Raw genomic sequence first — 18,160 nt, forward strand, 5'->3', positions numbered from 1 at the left:
ATGGAACGCGCGACGAACGACAGAGCTTCGGGGCTTCCCGGACACTCGGACGGTCCGGACGCCGCCGCAGCGAGGCAGGCCGAGGCGACCCTGTTCCCGATGCACCTGAGCACCTGCTGCCGAAGCCTCGCCGAGGCGCGCCATTTCTACGACACGCTCCTCGGCTGCCGCGAGCGCCGGTGCACGCCGACATCGGTGCATTTCGACTTCTTCGGCAGCCAGCTCACGCTGCACGAGGTCGCGGGCTACAACGCCGGGAATCTCCACCGCGAGGTCGACGCCGAGGATGTGCCGGTCCCCCATTTCGGGGCGGCCCTCGACGTGGAGGCCTTCCACGCCGCTGCCAAGCGCCTCGTCGAGGCCGGCACCGCGTTCGTCCTGGAGCCGCACAAGCGTTTTCTTGAGAAAGGCCACGAACAGTGGGTGCTGTTCGTGCTCGACCCCTCGGGCAACGCCATCGAACTCAAGAGCTTCACCAAGGTGCCGACGGGCACTTGGTGTTGAATCGATCCGGCGGCGCAGGCTGCCGGATCGCCGCATGCGTCAAGGTCACCGTCAGCTGAACGCGCGGAACGGGACGCCCTGCGCGAGACTACCTACCACAGCCTTGCGCCCGCCTGTGGGGCTGGCGGTGCAACCAACGGTCCGCCGATCCAGGCCACTTCATCCTGAGCTGCCGCGTAGCAGCTTCGAAGTTAGCCTCCAGGGATCGCGCGGCTGGCCGGAGCCCTCCTTTGAGGCCTGCGCTGCGTTCCGGCGCCCAGGATGAGGAGGTGGGTGGGAGGAGTGTTGCTCGGCCCCCCCTCACGCCGCCTTCTTCACCCGTTCGGCGATCTTCACCAGGCTGCGCAGCACATCGGTGGCGGTCTTGAGCCGGGCCGGGATCGTGGTCAGCTCGCGCACGAACACGACGCTCATGTCGGGCCGCACCTTGGCGAAGGAGGCCTGCTCGGCGACGTACGCCACCAAGCCCTGCGGGTTGGCGTAGGACTTGTCCCGGAAGTGGACGACCACGCCCTTCGGGCCGGCCTCGACCTTCTCGACATTGGCCTTGAGGCACAGGATCTTGATCGTGCCGATCTTGAGAAGCTGCTCCACCTCCGGCGGCAGGGGCCCGAACCGGTCGATCATCTCGGCCCCGAAGCTCTCCATCTCGGCATCGTCCTGGAGGGTGGCGAGCCGCCGGTAGAGGGACAGCCGCGCGCCGAGATCCTCGACATAGGTCTCCGGGATGGTCACCGGGGCGCCGAGCGCGATGGTCGGCGACCACGCCTCCTCGGGCACGTCCTCGATGCCGGCCTTGAGCGCCGTGACCGCGTCCTCCAGCATCTGCTGGTAGAGTTCGTAGCCGACCTCCTTGATGTGGCCGGACTGGGCGTCGCCCAGGAGGTTGCCGGCGCCGCGGATGTCGAGGTCGTGGCTGGCGAGTTGGAAGCCCGCGCCGAGGGTGTCGAGGGTCTGCAGCACCTTGAGCCGCTGCTCGGCCTGGGTCGTGAGCTGGCGGTTGGCCGGGGTCGTGAACAGCGCGTAGGCGCGGGCCTTCGAGCGGCCGACGCGGCCGCGCAGCTGGTAGAGCTGGGCCAGGCCGAACATGTCGGCCCGGTGCACGATCAGCGTGTTGGCGGTGGGGATGTCGAGGCCGGATTCCACGATGGTGGTCGAGAGCAGCACGTCGAACTTGCCCTCGTAGAACGCGGTCATCACGTCTTCGAGCTGGCCCGCCGCCATCTGGCCGTGGGCGATCGCAACCTTGATCTCCGGCATCTCGGCATCGAGGAATTTCTTGACCTCCGCCAAGTCCTCGATGCGCGGCACGACGTAGAACGACTGCCCGCCGCGGTAGCGCTCGCGCAGCAGTGCCTCCCGGATGGTCAGCGGGTCGAACGGCGTCACGAAGGTACGCACCACCAGCCGGTCCACCGGGGGCGTGGCGATGATCGAGAGCTCGCGCACGCCGGTCATGGCGAGCTGGAGCGTGCGCGGGATCGGGGTCGCCGAGAGCGTCAGCACGTGGACATCCGCCTGGAGCGCCTTCAGCCGCTCCTTGTGGGCGACGCCGAAATGCTGCTCCTCGTCGACGATGATCAGGCCGAGATCCTTGAACGCGATGTTTTTCGCCAGCAGCGCGTGGGTGCCGACCACGATGTCCACCGTGCCGGCGATCAGGCCCGCGCGGGTCTGCTTCATGTCCCCGGCCGAGACGAACCGGGACAGCTGCGCGACCTCGATCGGCAGGCCCTTGAAGCGCTCGGAGAAGGTCCGGAAATGCTGGCGGGCGAGCAGGGTGGTCGGCACGATCACCGCCACCTGCTTGCCGGCGATCGCCGCCGCGAAGGCGCCGCGCAGAGCCACCTCGGTCTTGCCGAAGCCGACATCGCCGCAGACCAGCCGGTCCATCGGCCGGCCGGCATTGAGGTCGTCCAGCACCGCGTCGATGGCGTTGGCCTGGTCCTCGGTCTCCTCGAACGGGAAGCGGGCGGCGAACTCGCCGTAGAGCCCCTCGGGCGCCTTGAGCACCGGCGCCTTCCGGACGAAGCGCTGGGCCGCGACCTTGATCAGCTCGCCCGCCATCTCGAGGATGCGGCGCTTCATCTTGGCCTTGCGGGCCTGCCAGGCGCCGCCGCCGAGCCGGTCGAGGGCGACCTCCGAATCCTCCGAGCCGTACCGGGTCAGGAGCTCGATATTCTCCACCGGCAGCAGCAGCAGGCCACCGGTATAGCTCAGCTCCAGGCAATCGTGCGGGGCGCCGGCGGCGTGGATCGTCTTGAGGCCGGAGAACCGGCCGATGCCGTGGTCGGCATGGACCACGAGGTCGCCGGGCTGGAGCGCTTGCACCTCCAGGATCACGTCCTGGGGACGCTTGGCCTTGCGCTTCTGGCGCACCAGCCGGTCGCCCAGGATGTCGCCCTCGGAGACGACGGCGAGCTCGCCCACCGTGAAGCCCGCCTCCAGGCCCCAGACCGCCACGGCGGAATCGGCGCCGCGCTTCAACGCGTAGACGTCCGACAGGCGGGTGATCGCCACGGGTTTCCTCAGGCCGTGGTCGGTGAGCACGCCGCAGAGCCGGTCGCGGGAGCCGTCGGACCAGGATCCAAGGATCACATGATGCCCGGATCCCTGGAGATCGCGGATATGGGCCACCGCCGCGTCGAACACGCTGGCGCTCTCGTTCGCGCGCTCCGGCGCGAAGTTTCTTCCGGCTTTCGCGCCGCAATCGATGACCGCGCGCTCGGGCGAGTCCGGCTGCGCGAAGGGCGTCAGCCGCGCCACCGTGGCGGCGGCGATCCGCTCCTTCAGCTCGTTCGGGGTCAGGTAGAGGGCGCGGGGCGGCAGCGGCTTGTAGGGGGCGACGCCCGATTGCGGCGTCTTCATCGCGCCCTCGCGGGCCTGGTAGTAATCCTGCACGAGGCTGATCCGCTCGGCGGCGGCGTCCTCGACCTGCGGGTCGAACACCAGCGGCACGCCGCCGAGATAGTCGAACAGCGTGTCGAGGCGATCGTAGAACAGCGGCATCCAGTGCTCGAGGCCGGCATAGCGGCGGCCCTCGCTCACGGTTTCGTAGAGCCGGTCGTCCCGGGTCGCGGCGCCGAAGCTCTGGATGTAGCCCTGGCGGAAGCGCCGGATCGTCTCGGTGGTGAGCTGGACCTCGCTCATCGGCATCAGGTCGAGCGAGCGCAGCTGCCCGGTGGTGCGCTGGGTCTCCGGGTCGAAGGCGCGGATCGATTCGAGGGTGTCGCCGAAGAAATCGAGGCGAATCGGGGCCGGCAGGCCCGGCGGCGACAGGTCGAGGATACCGCCGCGCACCGCGTATTCGCCGGTATCCCGCACCGTCCCGGTGCGCAGGAAGCCGTTGGCCTCGACCCAGGCGACCACGTCGTCCATCGCCACGACGTTGCCGATCGCGGCCGAGAACGCCTCCTTGGCGATGTGACCCCGGGGCGGCACCCGCTGCACCAGGGCGTTAACCGTGGTGCAGAGGATGCGCGGGCGGTCCTCGGCGGAGCGGGTCCGGGCGAGGCGGGCCAAGGCGGTCATCCGGGCGGCGGCCGTGGCCGTGGTCGGCGAGACCCGGTCGTAGGGCTGGCAGTCCCAGGCCGGCAGGTTCATCACGTCCATCTCTGGCGCGACGAAGCCCAGCGCCGACTGGAACGCCGCCGAGCGCCCGGAATCGCGCGCCACATGGACCAGCACGGCCGGCGCATCGACGGTGGGCGCCAGCGCCCGGGCGAGGTCGGCCACCGCTAGGGCGTCGAACCCCTCAGGCGCGTTCGCCAGGACCGGGCTGTCGCCGCGCTTCAGGGCCTCGAGCACCTGCGCGAGCGCCGAGGATTTCGGCAGGGCGAAGCGCGCGACCTGCGGCTTTGCTGCGGGGGCAGGGGGCTTCGGGGAGGATTTCGGCTGGGGCTTGGCCATCGGGTCTTTCGCGGGGAGTCCCGCCGGGCACAGGGAGGGCTGACGCGGGCCGGCGTTAGCCCATTGAGCCGTCGTGATAAAGCATCCCGGCGGCGGCGTTGGGGTGGCTGACGGTGCCCTATATGGCGGCTACGCTCCAGCATGGAACGCGTGTTCAAGTGCGATTCGGGGAAGCAGGCGCTCCTGCTGGAGGCGCGGCACTTCGACCTGTTGGATATGGCCGAGGTTTTCGCCGACGATGCGCGGCTCGATCTGCTGGACGATCGGCACGATTACGGCGAGGAACGCCGCGTAACCATCGGCCAGGCGCTGGGCGGCATTTTCACCGTCGTCTACACTATGCGCGGACCGGTCACGTGGCTCATCACCGCTTGGCCCGCGAACAGGAAGGAGCGCGCACGCTATGCCGAACGCTGACACGATCACGTTCACGCGCCTAGCGGATGGGACGCTTCTGCAACGCCATCCCGATGGCGCGTTCAGGCCAGTGGTTGCCCAGAGCGACCGCGCTAAACTCGCGGCCCTGACAGACGAGGAGATCGAGCGCATGAGCGCGTGCGACCCCGATCATCCCGGCCTCGACGATGCCTTCTGGGAACGGACGGCACGGCCCCCCGCTCAGGAGGCAGTCTCGATCACGCTCGACAGTGACGTACTGCAGTACTTCCGAAATGCCGGCCGCGGTTATCAGGCCCGGATCAATACCGTGCTGCGGCACCATATGCAGGCGGCCGGGAAGGAGCGCTGAGCCCCAATCTTACGCGTCGGGCCCGACGATTTCCGCCAGCGCCGCCTCGACCCGGCCGCGGAAGAAGTCGGCGTTGGGCATGCCCTCGGTCATCGTGGCAGCCCGGCTGGTCGCCTGACGCAGGATCTCGGAGCGCAGCGCCGGGTCGCTGCGCTCCATCATCTCCAGCATGATGCGGACCACGATCTCGGTGGCGATCGACCGGGCCGGGTGGTCGTAGGGGGGCTTGGGCTCGTCCATCGCGGGATCTCGCTCTCAGGAATGGATCGGCGCGTCGTGCCGGTGGAACGCCCGCACGCGCCGCCAGACCGACGTGTCGTAGTTCGACGGCGTCTCGGCCTCGCCGGTAAGCCACTTGAACAAGTCGCGGTCCGGCACCTCGATCAGCGCCTCGAACTGGTCGAGTTCCGCCTCCGACAGGGTCCCGATCTCCGCATCGGCGAAGCGGCCCATGATCAGGTCCATCTCGCGGATGCCCCGGTGCCAGGACCGGAAGAGCAGGCGGCGGCGGCGCGGATCGAGGTCGGCGCTGGTGCGGGTGGTGCCGGACATTTTGTGGGACTTCCGGTCGGAGGGTAGGCAGGATCAAGATAGGCGGCCGGGCGCCATGGATCCAGGATCCGGGTTTCAGATCGGGCTGCAACGGCAGGGCGAACGGGAAAAACGAATTGCCTCCGGCGGCCGCTCCGTTATCTCGGGTCCGCGACGTCCCGGCGCAACGGGGCTCGAGCGGGAGTACGACGATGCCGAAGGCGATCCGGGTCTACGAGTACGGCGGCCCCGAGGTGATGAAGTTCGAGGACGTGCCCCTGGCCGAGCCCGGCCCCGGGCAGATCCGGGTCAAGCAGGCGGCCATCGGCGTCAACTTCATCGACATCTACTTCCGCACCGGCGCCTACAAGTCGCCGCACCTGCCCTACACCCCCGGCAAGGAGGGCGCCGGCACCGTCTCGGCGGTGGGCGAGGGGGTGACGCAGTTCAAGCCCGGCGACAGGGTAGCCTACGGCTCGGTGCCGGATGGCTGCTACGCCGAGGAGGCGGTGATCCCGGCCGCCGCCGCGGTCCCGATCCCCGACGGCGTCGACGAGAAGACCGCCGCCGCGATGATGCTCAAGGGCCTGACCGCCGAGTACCTGCTGTACCGGACCTACGCGGTGAAGCCCGGCGACACGATCCTGTGGCACGCCGCCGCCGGCGGCGTCGGCCTGATCGCCTGCCAATGGGCCAAGCATCTCGGCGCCACGGTGATCGGCACCGCCGGCAGCCCCGAGAAGGCGGCGCTGGCCAAGCAGAACGGCTGCGACCACGTCATCCTGTACCGCGAGGAGGATGTGGCCAAGCGGGTGCGTGAGATCACCGGCGGCAAGGGCGTGCCCGTGGTCTATGACGGCGTCGGGCAGGCGACCCTGATGGGCTCGCTGGACAGCCTCGCGCCGCTCGGCCTGCTGGCGAGCTTCGGCTCGGCCTCCGGGCCGATCACCGGGCTCGATCTCGGCCTGCTCGCCCCGCGCGGCTCGCTCTACGTGACCCGGCCGACGCTGGCGACCTTCTCGTCCAACCGCGCCACCCTGGAGGAGGCGGCCGCCCGCCTGTTCAAGGTGGTCGGCGACGGCGCCGTGAAGATCGCCGTCAACGCGACCTACCCGCTGGCCGAGGCGCAGCAGGTACACCGGGACCTGGCCGGCCGGGAGACCACCGGCTCCATCGTGATGCTGCCGTGACACCCGGCGCCGCCGACCTGCTCCTCGTCATCGACGTGCAGGTCGATTTCCTACCGGGCGGGGCTCTCCCCGTCCGGGACGGCGACGCGGTGGTCGCGCCGATCAACGCGCTCCAGCGAAAATTCCGGCACGTGGCGCTGATGCAGGATTGGCATCCGGCCGATCATGTCTCCTTCGCCGACACCCATCCGGGGCGGGTTCCGTTCGAAACGGTGGCGCTGCCCTACGGGCCGCAGGTGCTGTGGCCCCGGCACTGCGTCCAGGGCAGCCCGGGGGCGGGCTTCGCGCCGGGGCTGGCCACCGACCGGGCGAGCCTGGTGGTCCGCAAGGGCCTGGACCCGCGCGTCGACAGCTACTCGGCGTTTCTGGAGGCAGACCGCAACACCCGCACCGGGCTCGCCGGGGCGCTCGCCGAGCGCGGCATCACTCGCGTCGTCCTGTGCGGGTTCGCCACCGATTTCTGCGTGCTCTGGAGCGCGCTCGACGCCCGCGAAGCCGGCTTCGACGTGTGGGTGGCGGCGGATGCGGTGCGGGGGATCGACCTCGACGGGTCGGTGGCCGCGGCCTGGACCCGGATGGAGGCCGCCGGGGTGCGCCGGATCGAATCCGCCGCGATCGCCTGACGGCCCCCGGGAGGCGAACCGCCGCATGCCCGCCGGGCGACCGCCCGGGGCTCGGCGCGTTGGCTCGGCTCCGAGACCCGATCAGGAATCAGGCGATGTCATCCAAGCACCCGAAGACCGAGACCCCGACCGATGCCGATCTCAAGGGCAATCCCGGGATTGGCACGTCCAAGGGCATGAGCGGCGCCGACCCGGAAGATTTGGAGGCCGACTCGACCTTCGAGGGCGACGTCGAGAACGAGACCAAGACGGATGGCGGCATCGACCCGAACCACCGCCCGCGCAAGAACGCGTAAGAAGAGAGAAGCCCGGGCCTGTCCGGCCCGGGCGGCGTCCCGTCAGCGGGCGCGGGCCGGCGCCTTCGGCCGCTGCGGCGCGGCGATCCCGCCGGCGAGGAAGCCGGTGCCGGGGCCGCCCGAGGACAGGTAGAGCTGCGGCGGGCTCGCGGTGTAGCCTCGCAACAGCGCCGCGTTGGCGGCGCCGAACGAGGCGGTGCTGTCGGCATGGGCGGCGCCTGCCGGAACGCTCAGCAGCAGGGCGGCGGTTAGGGCCAGCGACGTGTTCTTCGACATGGGGGGCTCTCGGTTCGTGCGATGTGCGGCAATCCCGGCCGCACCGGATGGCTCCCACCTGTGGTTGATGGGTCGCAGCCGACGTGCGGCGTCGCACCCAGCCGCCCGCCGCGCCGGATCAGAGCCCCAGCCCGAGCTGCAGCGGTTCCGCCTTCTCTCCCTGCTCGAAGCCCGAGAGCGCGATCCCGATCAGCCGCGCGCTGCGCCGGAGGGGAAACAGGCCGGCGAGCAGGTCCAGGCCGATCCGTTCGAGGGCGGCCCGGTCGGCCACTGGGACGGAGAGCGACTTCGCCCGGGTGACCTGCGCGAAATCCGAGAACTTGAGCTTCAGGGTCACGGTCCGGGCGCGCATCCCCTTGACGTCGGCCCCGGCCCAGACCTTGTCGAACAGGGGCGCGAGCCGCCCCGCCAGGACGTCGAAAGCGGCGGTATCCTCCGAGAAGGTCGTCTCCGCCCCGATCGACTTGCGCACCCGATGGGCGCGGACCGGCCGCTGGTCGAACCCCCGGGCGACTGCGTGGTAATAGGCGCCCGCCGATCCGAAGGTCTCGCGCAGGCGGTCGAGATCCCAGGCGCGGAGATCCGCCCCGGTCTCGATGCCGAGCCGCTTCATCTTCGCCTCGGTCACCGGCCCGACCCCGTGGAACCGGCCGATCGGCAGGGCGGCGACGAAATCCAGCCCCATGGACGGGGTGATGACGAACAGCGCGTCGGGCTTGCGGTAGTCGGAGGCGACCTTGGCCAGGAATTTGTTGTACGAGACCCCGGCCGAGGCGACGAGGCCGGTGCGCTCCAAGATCTCGGCCCGGATCGCCTTGGCGACCGCGGTCGCCGTCGGAAGGCCCAGGAGATTCTCGGTGACGTCGAGATAGGCCTCGTCCAGGGCGACCGGCTCGATCACCGGCGTGTGCCGGGCGAACACGGCCCGGATCTCCTCGGAGACCGCCCGGTAGACCTCGAAGCGCGGCTTCACGAACAGCAGGTCCGGGCAGAGCCGCCGGGCGGTGGCCGACGGCATGGCCGAGCGGACGCCGAACTTCCGCGCCGCGTAGCTCGCGGCCATCACCACGCCGCGCTCGCGCGAGCCGCCGACAGCCAGCGGCAGCCCGCGCAAGGACGGTTCATCCCGCTCCTCCACGGAGGCGTAGAACGCGTCCATGTCGATATGGATGATTTTTCGGAGGGCGACCTCCGGATCCATCGCCGCCTCGGGGGCTCAGCTGAAGTTCCTGATATGTTCCAAAGAATCAGGACCGGCTGCCCGGGTCAACCGATCCGGTAACGCAGCGCACAGGGGATCAGGCGAAGTCCCAAAAAATCAGGTCACGCTGCCGTAGAGGTCGTAGGCGTCGGCCCGGTCGATCTTGACGGTGACGATGTCGCCGGGCCGCACCGGGCGCCGGAAGGCGGCGTGAACATTGCCGTCGATCTCCGGGGCGTCGGCCTTCGACCGGCCCTTGGCGATCCCGCCCTCGACGGAATCGACGATCATGGCCAGCCGTTTGCCGACCTTGGCCCGCTGGAGCCGGAGCGAGATCGCGTTCTGCGTCTCCATGAACCGGCGCTTGCGCTCGGCCTTGAGCTCCGGCGGCACGAGGTCGCCCAGCGCGTTGGCGGTGGCGCCGGCGACCGGCTCGTATTCGAAGCAGCCGACGCGATCGAGCTTGGCCTCCTGCAGCCAGGCCAGCAGCTCCTCGAACTCGGCCTCGGTCTCGCCGGGGAAGCCGACGATGAAGGTCGAGCGGATCGCGAGATCCGGGCAGGTCTGCCGCCAGCTGCGGATCCGGTCGAGCTGACGCTCCTGGTTGCCCGGCCGGCGCATGCGCTTGAGCACGGAGGGGCTGGCGTGCTGGAGCGGCATGTCGAGATAGGGAAGCACCTTGCCCTCGGCCATCAGCGGGATGACCTCGTCCACGTGCGGGTAGGGGTAGACGTAGTGCAGCCGCACCCAGGCCCCGAGCTCGCCGAGCTCCTTGGTGAGGTCGTAGAACTTCGCCCGCACGCTCCGGTCGCGCCACGGGCTCTCACTGTAGCGGACATCGACCCCGTAGGCGCTGGTATCCTGCGAGACGACCAGCAGCTCCTTCACGCCGGCTCTGACCAGCTTCTCGGCCTCGCGCAGCACGTCGCCGGCCGGGCGGCTGACGAGGTTCCCGCGCAAGCTCGGGATGATGCAGAAGCTGCAGCGGTTGCTGCAGCCCTCCGAAATCTTCAGGTAGGCGTAGTGGCGCGGGGTGAGCTTGATCCCCTGCGGCGGCACCAGGTCGAGGAACGGGTCGTGGGCGGGGGGCACCGCCTCGTGGACCGCCGCCACCACGGATTCGTAGGCCTGCGGCCCGGTCACCGCGAGCAGGTCCGGGTATTTCGCGCGGATCTCCTCGGGCTGCGCGCCCATGCAGCCGGTGACGATCACCCGGCCGTTCTCGGCCATGGCCTCGCCGATCGCCGAGAGCGATTCCGCCTTGGCGGAATCCAGGAACCCGCAGGTGTTGACGATCACCACGTCCGCCCCGTCGTGGCGGCGGGCCAGCTCGTAGCCCTCCGCGCGCAGATGCGTGAGGATCCGCTCGGAATCGACCAGCGCCTTAGGGCAGCCCAGCGACACGAACGAGATCTTTGGGGCGGCCCCGGGGGTGGCTCCCTGAGGGGCGGGCGTGGCGGTTGCGGTCATGGTCGCATTCGGAAGACGGGTCGGACGCCACCCTCGCGTGCAGCCGGTGGATCGGGTCGCACGGCGCGCGAGGACAGGCGTTCGGGATCGCGTCCCTATAGCGGTTCTAACGCGCCCGCGCGAGACCGGCCGCCGCAGGGGTGCCCGGCCCGACGCGGGAGGCTGGCGCCACGATCGAAACTTGGCTGTTTGCAGGGCTTTGCCGGCGGGTCCTGAGATCCAACATCAGGTCCTGCCGGCCTTTTCCCACGCCCGGGACGGGTCCCGACCGCCCGCGACGGGCGCGACCTTGCGCGGAACTGCCGCTTTCCCCGCGGCATCGCCTGTGCAACGGCAGCGCGCGGGGCGCGTGCCCTCAGAGGACAGCAGCCCGAACCCGGTCATGTGGACCCAAGAGATCTGGACCCGAGAGATCCCCTTCGTCGATCCCGTCGCGGCCGCCGCCCGGCTGCGGCCCCTGCCGGATCTCGCCTTCCTCGACAGCGCCATGCGGCACGACGCGCTCGGCCGGCACTCGATCGTGGCCGCCGACCCGTTCGCCCGCTTCCGGTTCCGCGACGGGCGCGCGACTTTGGACGGGCGTCCGGTCCCGGGCGGGCCGTTCGCGGCGTTGCGGGCCTGCCTGGCGCCCTACCGAGTCAAGCCCGATCCGGAGATCCCGTTCCCGGGGGGCGCCATCGGCTATCTTGCCTACGATCTCGGTGCGCAGCTCGAGCGGGTCGCGGCCCCTTCCCGGCGGGCGGGGCTCACCGACGATAGCGCGTTCAATCTCTACGACACGGTGGTGGTGATCGACCACGCCGCCGGCACCTGCCGGCTCGTCGCCACCGGCTTCCCTGAGACCGAGCCGGCGGCCCGGCAGGCGCGGGCCGAGGCACGGCTCGCCGCCTTCGCCGACCGGCTCGGCACGGAAGCCGGACCGGCGGAGACACCGCCCCAACCCACAAAAAACCTCGCGTGGCGCTCGAACTTCGACCGACAAACTTATGAAAACGCGGTCGAAAAGGTTCGTGCCTATATCCGGGCCGGCGACATCTACCAGGCCAATATCGCCCAGCGCTTCAGCGCCGACCTGCCGGCGGGCTTCGACCCGTTCGCGCTCTACCGGCGCCTGCGCGCCACCAACCCGGCGACCTTCGGAGCCTATCTGGAGCTGGAGGGGCTGACGGTCGCGTCGTCCTCGCCCGAGCGCTTCATCCGGCTCGACGGCCGCCACGTCGAGACCCGGCCGATCAAGGGCACCGCCCGCCGGCTCGACGACCCGGCAGCCGACCGGGCGGCGGCCGAGGCGCTGCTCGCTTCGGTCAAGGAGCGGGCCGAGAACGTCATGATCGTCGATTTGCTGCGCAACGACCTGTCGCGGGTCTGCGCGCCAGGCAGCGTCGCCGTGCCCACCCTGTGCGGGCTGGAGACCTACGCCAACGTCCACCACCTTGTCTCGGTAGTGACCGGGACGCTGCGCGACGGGCTCGACGCCCTCGACCTCCTGGAGGGCACCTTCCCCGGAGGCTCGATCACCGGCGCCCCAAAAATCCGCGCCATGGACATCATCACCGAGATCGAGGGCGACGCCCGGGAGCTCTATTGCGGCGCCATTGGGCGGATCGGCTTCGACGGGGCGCTCGACACCTCCATCGCGATCCGTACCGTGTTCATGGACGAGACCCGGGCTGTCCTGCAGGCCGGCGGCGGCGTGACCCTGCTGTCGGAGCCCGGCCCGGAATACGACGAGACCCTGGCCAAGGCCGCGCGGGTGTTCGAGGCCTTCGCATGATCCTCGTGCTCGACAATTACGATTCCTTCGTCTTCAACGTCGTCCGCTACCTGGAGGAGCTGGGCGAGACAGTCCGGGTCGTGCGCAGCGACGCGCTCGACGTCGCCGGCATCCGGGCGCTCGCTCCAGACGCCCTGGTGGTGTCGCCGGGCCCCTGCACGCCGGCGGAAGCCGGCATCTCGCTGCCGGCGATCCGGGATCTCTCCGGCCAAGTGCCGATCCTCGGCGTCTGCCTCGGCCACCAAGCGATCGGCGCGGCCTTCGGCGGCACGGTCGCGCGGGCGCAGCGCCCTCTGCACGGTCAGGCGACGCCGATCGACCACCGGGGCGAGCGGCTGTTTGCCGGGCTGCCGGCGCCGATGCCGGTGGGCCGTTACCATTCGCTGGTGGTGACGCCCGAGCCCGGTATGGAGAAGCACCTTACTATCGACGCGGTCTCGCAGGAGGGCGAGGTGATGGCTCTGTCGCACCGGACGCATCCGACCTACGGCATCCAGTTCCACCCGGAATCGGTCCTGACCGAGGGCGGCCACGCCCTGTTCGCCAACTTTTTGGGATTGGCCCGTGCCTGGCGCGACGCGCATGGCCGTCAGGACAGGCACGACGATGCTGTGGCGTGACGGGGCGATCGTCCCGGGGATTCAGGCGCCCCTGGACCACACCGATCGGGGCCTGACGCTCGGCGACGGCCTGTTCGACACGGCGCTGGCGCTTGGCGGCCGAGTGGCCTTCGAGGACGCCCATATCGCCCGGCTCGTCGCCGGCGCGGAGACCCTCGGGATCCCCGGCGAGGCGGACCGAATCCGCGCAGCCATGCGGGCGCTCGCCGGGCAGGGGAATGACAAAGGCAAGGGAGACGCGGACAGGCTGGCGATCCGCACCACCCTCACCCGGGGCTCCGGCCCGCGCGGGCTAAAGCCGCCGCCGGATCCGCATCCGACCCTGTTCGCCACCGCGGCGCCGAGCGCCAAGGGCGCGGCCTTCGCGCCCCTGCGGCTGTGGCCCACGCCCATCGCCCGCAACGACACCTCGCCCGCCGCCCGGCTGAAGACGCTGGGCTATCTCGACGCGGTGCTGGCCGCCCGGGAGGCCGCCGCTTCGGGCTTCGATGAATCGCTGTTCTGCAACACCCGCGGCCGCGTCGCCTGCGCGGGCACCGGCAATCTGTTCGCCCTGTTCGGCGACCGGCTTGTCACACCGCCGCTCGCCGACGGCGTGCTTGCCGGGATCGTGCGCGCGGAAGTGCTGGAACTGGCACGGGCTTGCGGCGTGCGCCCGGAAGAGGGCTCGCTGAGCCTGCCCGAGCTTCTCGGCGCCGAGGCGGTGTTCGTCACGAATTCCCTGCGGCTGCTCGCCCCCGTGACGGCGATCGGGGCGACCGGCTTTGCCAGTACGGACCACTCGGCCGTGTCCCGGCTCACGGCGGCGCTCCGAACCGCAATCGCCCGCGCCTGTGGGGTCGCGGAGGAGCATGTCTGATGTCTGAGCCGACAGCCGAGATCTGGCGCCGGCGGCTGCGCTACGCGCTGGCCCTGGTCTATGCCGGCATCGGGATCGTCCACTTGGTGGCCGCCGACGCGATGCTGCCGCTGATGCCGGACTGGGTGCCGCAACCGCGCCTCGTGATCCTGGCCACCGGCCTGTGCGAGATCGCCGGCGCGATCGGCCTCCTGACCCGCTCGTTCCGTCGTGCGGCGGCGATCGGGCTCGCCCTCTATGCGGTCTGCGTCTATCCGGCCAACCTGAAGCACGCCTTCGACCATATCCATGTCGACGGCATCCCGAATTCGTGGTGGTACCACGGGCCGCGGCTGGCGTTTCAGCCGGTCTTCGTCTGGTCGGCGCTCTGGGCCGGCGGCCTGATCGACTGGCCGTTCGGCCACCGCCGCTGATCCGCCAACCGGTCGATCGCGCCGGCGATCCGGCATTCGCGGGAACCCGGACGGGCCCGCAGCCGCGCCATCCAGCAACCCCTGAGAAACCGTGATCACAGGATCCCGGAATCGCAGGCTCACGGCAGGCTTTGATCCTGGGATCACCACGGATAGACTGTGGTGCGGTCGCCGCACGCGCTGGAACATCGCGTCGCCCGGCCCCGATACGAGCCACGTGCATGACGAAGCGCCGCGCCGCCGGCCGAACGACGCCGATCGCCGACACGCTGCCGGAGCGCGCCGAGGTCGAGCGCGCCATCGAGGCCGTCCTCGATCGCCTGTGCCCAAAGCCGGTGGGAGCGTCAGCGTCCCCGGCCTCACCGAGAAAGACCACCCGGAAACCCCGCCCGGGCCGGAAGGTCGACTGAGCGGCCGCGGCGGCCGGAAAGGTTCCTCCACAGGGCGAAGATATCGCCAGGACCCGTTGGGCCTGACCGGCGTTCCCCGTCCGGAAGCTGCATTCTCGAATGCGGCCCGCACCGGAGACAGACCGCCCCATGGCCAAGCCGAAGACGCTGCACGACGCCTTCTACGAGACCCTGAAGGACGTCTATTACGCCGAGAAGCAATCCGTGAAGGCACTCAAGAAGTCCGCCAAGGCGGCCGAGCACCCGGAGCTGCGCCAGGCCTTCGAGACCCATGCCGAGGAGAGCGCCCAGCAGGTCGAGCGCCTGACCCAGGTGTTCGAGATCATCGGTAAGCCCGCCCGCGCCAAGACCTGCGAGGCGATGCAGGGCATCACCTCCGAGATGGAGGAGGATCTGGAGGATTTCGCCGACAGCCCCGCCGCCGACGCGGTTCTCGCCGCCTGCGCCCAGGCAGTCGAGCATTACGAGATCGCCCGCTACGGCACCTTGAAGACCTGGGCGCGCCAGCTCGGCCACGACGAGGCCGCCAAGCTCCTCGACGAGACCCTGCAGGAAGAGAAGAAGGCCGACGCACTGCTCTCCAAGATCGCCGAGACGATCAACACTGAGGGCACGCCCGACGACGACGCCGAGACCCCGAAGGGCAAGACCCCTAAAAAGGCGGCCTAAGCGCTGCGGCGGCGGAGGGGAGCCCGCTCCGCCGCCGCCTTGGAGATCCGAAATCTCAACGGGCTGAGCCCTTTGTCGGGGTCCGGGGCGCGGAACCCCGGGCTATCAATTCGCCTTCTCGATCGCGCTGAGCGGCGTCCAGTAGCAGCGATCCTGCCCGGTCGTCAGGGCGAGGCAGCCATAGGTCATCGTCCGCGTCTCGAGCCGGACGTCTTCGCCGGGCTTCCAGTACCGGCACTCGCCGCTGGCGAGGCTGCCCTTCAGGAGCTGCCCGAAGCCCGACTCGTCCCCGGCCATGACCAGCTTGAACAGGCGGTCGGTGACCTCCTGGGTGTGGCAGCCGAACCGTTCCTTGACGATTGTCTCGGCTTGGACGGCCCGGGGGAGGGCGATGGTCACGGCGAGGACGGCGAGGGCAGGCAGGAGGATGCGCATGGCCCAAGGATAAGCGCCGGCCGCCGCCTGTCGAGCCCTCGAGCCCGGGCCGTCATGCGGGCGAAGGCCGCGCCCCGCTCCGTCAGGAGCGAACCGGGATCCTTGGTTGCTGCGCTCGCGTGCCCCGAACCGGCCTCCACTCCGGCGGCGCGCGCTAGCGCGCCTTCTCGTCCCGCTTCGCCGCCTGCCAGGCGGCCTCCAGGGCGGCGAAATCCGAGCGCCCGAGTTCCCCGCCCGCAGCCTTCAGATGCTCCGCCATGGCGGCGAAGCGGCGCTCGAACTTGGCGATGCCGTCGCGCAGGGCGGTCTCGGGATCGATCCCGGCATGCCGGGCGAGATTGGCCACCGAGAACAGCAGATCGCCGATCTCCTCGGACAGAGCCTGCGCATCGCCGGCGTCCAGTGCCTCGGCGACCTCGTCGGTCTCCTCCCGGACCTTGTCGATCACCTGGGCGGCGTTGCCCCAGTCGAACCCGTAGGCGGCCGCCCGCCGCGAGATCTTTTCCGCCCGGGCCAGAGCCGGAAGGGCCCGGGCGACGCCGCTCAGGGGATCCGGGACGGTGGCACCGGGATCCCGTTCCGCCCGCTCCTGCGCCTTGATCGCCGCCCATTGCGCCTCGACCTGGGCCGGGTCGCGCAGGGTCGAGCCCGCGGGGAGGGGGGTCCCGTCCGGGGCGAACACGTGCGGATGGCGGCGGACCAACTTCTCGCCGATCGCCTTGGCGACGTCGTCGAAGGCGAAGGCGCCCTCCTCTTCGGCCATGCGGGCGTGGAACACCACCTGGAGCAGCAGGTCGCCCAGCTCGTCACGCAGATCGGCCCGGTCCCCTCGCGCCACCGCATCGGCGACCTCGTAGGCCTCCTCAATCGTGTAGGGCACGATGGTCGCGAAGGTCTGCCGGACATCCCAGGCACAGCCGCGGTCGGGATCGCGCAGGTCGGCCATCAGGCGCAGGAGCCTGCGCAGGGAGGGCAGCTCATCGGCCGCCGGAGTCTCGGGCCGACTTGAATCGCGTGTGTCGCTCATGCCCTGGGGTTAGAACATGGCGTGGGACAAGGAAATCCGGCGGCGGCCCGGGTCAGACCCGGGCGTCGCGCTCACGCACCCGCTCGGACTGCAGGTCGCTGAGATAGCCGGTCAGGCGACCAGTGACCGCCGGGTCGGCGCACTGGACCCAGAGCGGCGCCGGCAGCGCGCGCCTGGGCAAGCGTAAAAGGAAGGCTTCGGCCGACAGGGCCGCCTCCCGCTCGGAATTGGCGGCCAGCAGCCGGGCTCCCGCCTGCGTGCCGATCAGAATTGCGATCGTGGCCATGGGCTCCCTCATCCTCGACGACCAACGACGCGAGCGGCCTTCGCGTTGCGTCCGCCGGGGAGGGCGCCGGTGCCGCGTCTGACGCAGTGGAGACCCGCGGGGCCGAACCCGCATCCGGGGCGGCGAAGCGCTCGGCCCGCCCTTGCGAAACAGAAGGTCCGCCATCACCTCTGGCAAGCGCTAACCCTGCGCCAAGCGGGTGGGTGCCCCCCCTCGGAACGCCGTGAACCTGCCGCGCCTCGCCTCACGAAGCGGCGGTTCGCCATCGCGGCGTTCTGGCGACGGTATCGGGTTCACCGGGGCCAGCGGGTACGCTCTCGGTGCGATGCCGGCAAAAGGGCTGTTGACAGCAGAATGCAGGGCGTCCTATACGGCGCCTCCCGACGCGGTGCCCAAGCAAAGGCGAGCCGGCGGGACGGACTTTCTGAAGATCTCAGTAGCACTTGACCGGGACAATCCGGTGGTTTACTGGTCTCTTCAAGGCGCTGACCACGGTCGGTTCCGCTCTTTGACAAGTGAATACGAGAAAGAGAAGCGTGGACGGCGCATGTCCTTGCGGATCCGGTGCAAGCCGGGTCATCAAGAGGATGCGAGCTGTCATACGCTTTTTGGAAGCTCACACTGTTCGGGTGGAAACGCCCGGACGAATGTGAGCCTCTGTCAAGATGTAGTGATCAGCTTTGATCAATCTCTTCAACGTGAGAGTTTGATCCTGGCTCAGAGCGAACGCTGGCGGCAGGCTTAACACATGCAAGTCGAGCGGGCCCTTTCGGGGGTCAGCGGCGGACGGGTGAGTAACGCGTGGGAACGTGCCCTCTGGTTCGGAATAACTCAGGGAAACTTGAGCTAATACCGGATACGCCCTTTTGGGGAAAGGCTTGCTGCCGGAGGATCGGCCCGCGTCTGATTAGCTAGTTGG

The 18,160-nt window shown here is 69.9% G+C and carries 21 protein-coding genes and 1 rRNA gene; 13 read left to right on the forward strand and 9 right to left on the reverse strand.

Going from position 1 to position 18,160, the window contains the following annotated elements; translation table 11 throughout:
- Positions 1–504 (forward strand): VOC family protein, encoded by a 504-nt coding sequence (locus MKK65_RS02865; protein WP_058191034.1) that lies wholly within the window; start codon positions 1–3, stop codon positions 502–504.
- A 300-nt stretch (positions 505–804) separates the two neighbouring features.
- Here MKK65_RS02865 and mfd read toward each other — a convergent pair whose 3' ends face one another.
- A complete protein-coding gene (mfd, locus tag MKK65_RS02870; protein ID WP_243955151.1) occupies positions 805–4,413 on the reverse strand; it encodes a transcription-repair coupling factor in 3,609 nt (1,202 codons plus the stop codon).
- A gap of 141 nt (positions 4,414–4,554) precedes the next feature.
- Between mfd and MKK65_RS02875 the strand changes: the two genes are divergently transcribed.
- Together MKK65_RS02875 and MKK65_RS02880 are read left to right on the forward strand one after the other, a co-directional pair.
- Positions 4,555–4,830: a BrnT family toxin gene (locus MKK65_RS02875; protein ID WP_243955153.1), complete on the forward strand. Its 276-nt coding sequence runs from the start codon at positions 4,555–4,557 to the stop codon at positions 4,828–4,830.
- The gene (locus MKK65_RS02880; protein WP_243955154.1) at positions 4,817–5,161 is read left to right on the forward strand and encodes a BrnA antitoxin family protein; all 345 of its coding nucleotides are present in this window, start codon (positions 4,817–4,819) and stop codon (positions 5,159–5,161) included. Before MKK65_RS02875 ends, MKK65_RS02880 begins: the two co-directional genes overlap by 14 nt.
- Positions 5,162–5,170: 9 nt before the next feature.
- Here the strand turns inward: MKK65_RS02880 and MKK65_RS02885 are convergent, their stop codons facing one another.
- Both MKK65_RS02885 and MKK65_RS02890 read right to left on the reverse strand, forming a co-directional pair.
- Positions 5,171–5,401: a hypothetical protein gene (locus tag MKK65_RS02885; protein ID WP_243955156.1), complete on the reverse strand. Its 231-nt coding sequence runs from the start codon at positions 5,399–5,401 to the stop codon at positions 5,171–5,173.
- 15 nt (positions 5,402–5,416) lie between these two features.
- Complete coding sequence (locus MKK65_RS02890; protein ID WP_243955158.1) at positions 5,417–5,713, reverse strand: succinate dehydrogenase assembly factor 2; 297 nt, start codon at positions 5,711–5,713, stop codon at positions 5,417–5,419.
- A gap of 191 nt (positions 5,714–5,904) precedes the next feature.
- On the opposite strand from MKK65_RS02890, the gene MKK65_RS02895 reads away from it, so the two are divergent.
- The 3 genes from MKK65_RS02895 (at position 5,905) to MKK65_RS02905 (ending at position 7,801) form a co-directional block, all read left to right on the forward strand.
- Positions 5,905–6,882: a quinone oxidoreductase family protein gene (locus MKK65_RS02895; protein WP_243955160.1), complete on the forward strand. Its 978-nt coding sequence runs from the start codon at positions 5,905–5,907 to the stop codon at positions 6,880–6,882.
- Positions 6,879–7,505, forward strand: a complete 627-nt coding sequence (gene pncA, locus MKK65_RS02900; RefSeq protein WP_243955162.1) for a bifunctional nicotinamidase/pyrazinamidase — start codon at positions 6,879–6,881, stop codon at positions 7,503–7,505. The genes MKK65_RS02895 and pncA overlap by 4 nt, the downstream gene beginning before the upstream one ends.
- A 95-nt stretch (positions 7,506–7,600) precedes the next feature.
- Positions 7,601–7,801 carry a hypothetical protein gene (locus MKK65_RS02905; RefSeq protein ID WP_058191041.1) on the forward strand — a complete coding sequence of 67 codons (201 nt, stop codon included), beginning with the start codon at positions 7,601–7,603 and terminating at the stop codon, positions 7,799–7,801.
- 42 nt (positions 7,802–7,843) lie between these two features.
- Here the strand turns inward: MKK65_RS02905 and MKK65_RS02910 are convergent, their stop codons facing one another.
- From MKK65_RS02910 to rimO, 3 genes are all read right to left on the reverse strand, one after another.
- Positions 7,844–8,077 (reverse strand): hypothetical protein, encoded by a 234-nt coding sequence (locus MKK65_RS02910; RefSeq protein WP_243955163.1) that lies wholly within the window; start codon positions 8,075–8,077, stop codon positions 7,844–7,846.
- 118 nt (positions 8,078–8,195) lie between these two features.
- A complete protein-coding gene (dinB, locus tag MKK65_RS02915) occupies positions 8,196–9,278 on the reverse strand; it encodes a DNA polymerase IV (RefSeq protein WP_243955165.1) in 1,083 nt (360 codons plus the stop codon).
- 117 nt (positions 9,279–9,395) lie between these two features.
- Complete coding sequence (gene rimO, locus MKK65_RS02920; RefSeq protein WP_243955167.1) at positions 9,396–10,748, reverse strand: 30S ribosomal protein S12 methylthiotransferase RimO; 1,353 nt, start codon at positions 10,746–10,748, stop codon at positions 9,396–9,398.
- A gap of 382 nt (positions 10,749–11,130) precedes the next feature.
- Here rimO and pabB point away from each other — a divergent pair, with 382 nt between their 5' ends.
- The 6 genes from pabB (at position 11,131) to MKK65_RS02950 (ending at position 15,493) form a co-directional block, all read left to right on the forward strand.
- Positions 11,131–12,522: an aminodeoxychorismate synthase component I gene (gene pabB / locus MKK65_RS02925; RefSeq protein ID WP_243955169.1), complete on the forward strand. Its 1,392-nt coding sequence runs from the start codon at positions 11,131–11,133 to the stop codon at positions 12,520–12,522.
- Complete coding sequence (locus MKK65_RS02930; protein ID WP_243955172.1) at positions 12,519–13,142, forward strand: anthranilate synthase component II; 624 nt, start codon at positions 12,519–12,521, stop codon at positions 13,140–13,142. Before pabB ends, MKK65_RS02930 begins: the two co-directional genes overlap by 4 nt.
- Complete coding sequence (locus MKK65_RS02935; RefSeq protein WP_243955193.1) at positions 13,129–14,001, forward strand: aminotransferase class IV; 873 nt, start codon at positions 13,129–13,131, stop codon at positions 13,999–14,001. The genes MKK65_RS02930 and MKK65_RS02935 overlap by 14 nt, the downstream gene beginning before the upstream one ends.
- Positions 14,001–14,414, forward strand: coding sequence for a DoxX family protein (locus MKK65_RS02940; protein WP_243955173.1), 414 nt, complete (start codon positions 14,001–14,003; stop codon positions 14,412–14,414). The genes MKK65_RS02935 and MKK65_RS02940 overlap by 1 nt, the downstream gene beginning before the upstream one ends.
- Positions 14,415–14,635: 221 nt before the next feature.
- Positions 14,636–14,824, forward strand: coding sequence for a hypothetical protein (locus MKK65_RS02945; RefSeq protein WP_243955175.1), 189 nt, complete (start codon positions 14,636–14,638; stop codon positions 14,822–14,824).
- Positions 14,825–14,953: 129 nt separating this feature from the next.
- Entirely contained in the window at positions 14,954–15,493 is a 540-nt protein-coding gene (locus MKK65_RS02950; protein ID WP_243955177.1) for a ferritin-like domain-containing protein, read from the forward strand.
- Between the two features lie 105 nt (positions 15,494–15,598).
- Here MKK65_RS02950 and MKK65_RS02955 read toward each other — a convergent pair whose 3' ends face one another.
- The 3 genes from MKK65_RS02955 to MKK65_RS02965 form a co-directional block, all read right to left on the reverse strand.
- The gene (locus MKK65_RS02955) at positions 15,599–15,928 is read right to left on the reverse strand and encodes a hypothetical protein (protein ID WP_058195128.1); all 330 of its coding nucleotides are present in this window, start codon (positions 15,926–15,928) and stop codon (positions 15,599–15,601) included.
- Between the two features lie 154 nt (positions 15,929–16,082).
- Positions 16,083–16,955 (reverse strand): nucleoside triphosphate pyrophosphohydrolase, encoded by an 873-nt coding sequence (gene mazG / locus MKK65_RS02960; RefSeq protein WP_243955179.1) that lies wholly within the window; start codon positions 16,953–16,955, stop codon positions 16,083–16,085.
- A 52-nt stretch (positions 16,956–17,007) separates the two neighbouring features.
- Positions 17,008–17,241 (reverse strand): hypothetical protein, encoded by a 234-nt coding sequence (locus MKK65_RS02965; RefSeq protein ID WP_058195131.1) that lies wholly within the window; start codon positions 17,239–17,241, stop codon positions 17,008–17,010.
- A 694-nt stretch (positions 17,242–17,935) separates the two neighbouring features.
- Here MKK65_RS02965 and MKK65_RS02970 point away from each other — a divergent pair.
- Positions 17,936–18,160 (forward strand): 16S ribosomal RNA (locus tag MKK65_RS02970); the annotation flags it as partial.

The sequence above is a fragment of the Methylobacterium sp. J-001 genome, assembly GCF_022829565.1.
GTDB lineage: Bacteria > Pseudomonadota > Alphaproteobacteria > Rhizobiales > Beijerinckiaceae > Methylobacterium.

Excerpts from the sequence above, each read along its gene's own strand:
- rimO (WP_243955167.1), bottom strand. The coding sequence starts at position 10,748 with ATGACCGCAACCGCCACGCCCGCCCCTCAGGGAGCCACCCCCGGGGCC.
- MKK65_RS02940 (WP_243955173.1), top strand. The coding sequence starts at position 14,001 with ATGTCTGAGCCGACAGCCGAGATCTGGCGCCGGCGGCTGCGCTACGCG.
- dinB (WP_243955165.1), bottom strand. The coding sequence starts at position 9,278 with ATGGATCCGGAGGTCGCCCTCCGAAAAATCATCCATATCGACATGGAC.
- pabB (WP_243955169.1), top strand. The coding sequence starts at position 11,131 with ATGTGGACCCAAGAGATCTGGACCCGAGAGATCCCCTTCGTCGATCCC.
- MKK65_RS02885 (WP_243955156.1), bottom strand. The coding sequence starts at position 5,401 with ATGGACGAGCCCAAGCCCCCCTACGACCACCCGGCCCGGTCGATCGCC.
- MKK65_RS02965 (WP_058195131.1), bottom strand. The coding sequence starts at position 17,241 with ATGGCCACGATCGCAATTCTGATCGGCACGCAGGCGGGAGCCCGGCTG.
- MKK65_RS02950 (WP_243955177.1), top strand. The coding sequence starts at position 14,954 with ATGGCCAAGCCGAAGACGCTGCACGACGCCTTCTACGAGACCCTGAAG.
- MKK65_RS02930 (WP_243955172.1), top strand. The coding sequence starts at position 12,519 with ATGATCCTCGTGCTCGACAATTACGATTCCTTCGTCTTCAACGTCGTC.
- MKK65_RS02880 (WP_243955154.1), top strand. The coding sequence starts at position 4,817 with ATGCCGAACGCTGACACGATCACGTTCACGCGCCTAGCGGATGGGACG.
- MKK65_RS02955 (WP_058195128.1), bottom strand. The coding sequence starts at position 15,928 with ATGCGCATCCTCCTGCCTGCCCTCGCCGTCCTCGCCGTGACCATCGCC.
- MKK65_RS02935 (WP_243955193.1), top strand. The coding sequence starts at position 13,129 with ATGCTGTGGCGTGACGGGGCGATCGTCCCGGGGATTCAGGCGCCCCTG.
- MKK65_RS02945 (WP_243955175.1), top strand. The coding sequence starts at position 14,636 with ATGACGAAGCGCCGCGCCGCCGGCCGAACGACGCCGATCGCCGACACG.
- MKK65_RS02865 (WP_058191034.1), top strand. The coding sequence starts at position 1 with ATGGAACGCGCGACGAACGACAGAGCTTCGGGGCTTCCCGGACACTCG.
- mfd (WP_243955151.1), bottom strand. The coding sequence starts at position 4,413 with ATGGCCAAGCCCCAGCCGAAATCCTCCCCGAAGCCCCCTGCCCCCGCA.
- MKK65_RS02905 (WP_058191041.1), top strand. The coding sequence starts at position 7,601 with ATGTCATCCAAGCACCCGAAGACCGAGACCCCGACCGATGCCGATCTC.
- MKK65_RS02910 (WP_243955163.1), bottom strand. The coding sequence starts at position 8,077 with ATGTCGAAGAACACGTCGCTGGCCCTAACCGCCGCCCTGCTGCTGAGC.
- mazG (WP_243955179.1), bottom strand. The coding sequence starts at position 16,955 with ATGAGCGACACACGCGATTCAAGTCGGCCCGAGACTCCGGCGGCCGAT.
- MKK65_RS02895 (WP_243955160.1), top strand. The coding sequence starts at position 5,905 with ATGCCGAAGGCGATCCGGGTCTACGAGTACGGCGGCCCCGAGGTGATG.
- MKK65_RS02890 (WP_243955158.1), bottom strand. The coding sequence starts at position 5,713 with ATGTCCGGCACCACCCGCACCAGCGCCGACCTCGATCCGCGCCGCCGC.
- MKK65_RS02875 (WP_243955153.1), top strand. The coding sequence starts at position 4,555 with ATGGAACGCGTGTTCAAGTGCGATTCGGGGAAGCAGGCGCTCCTGCTG.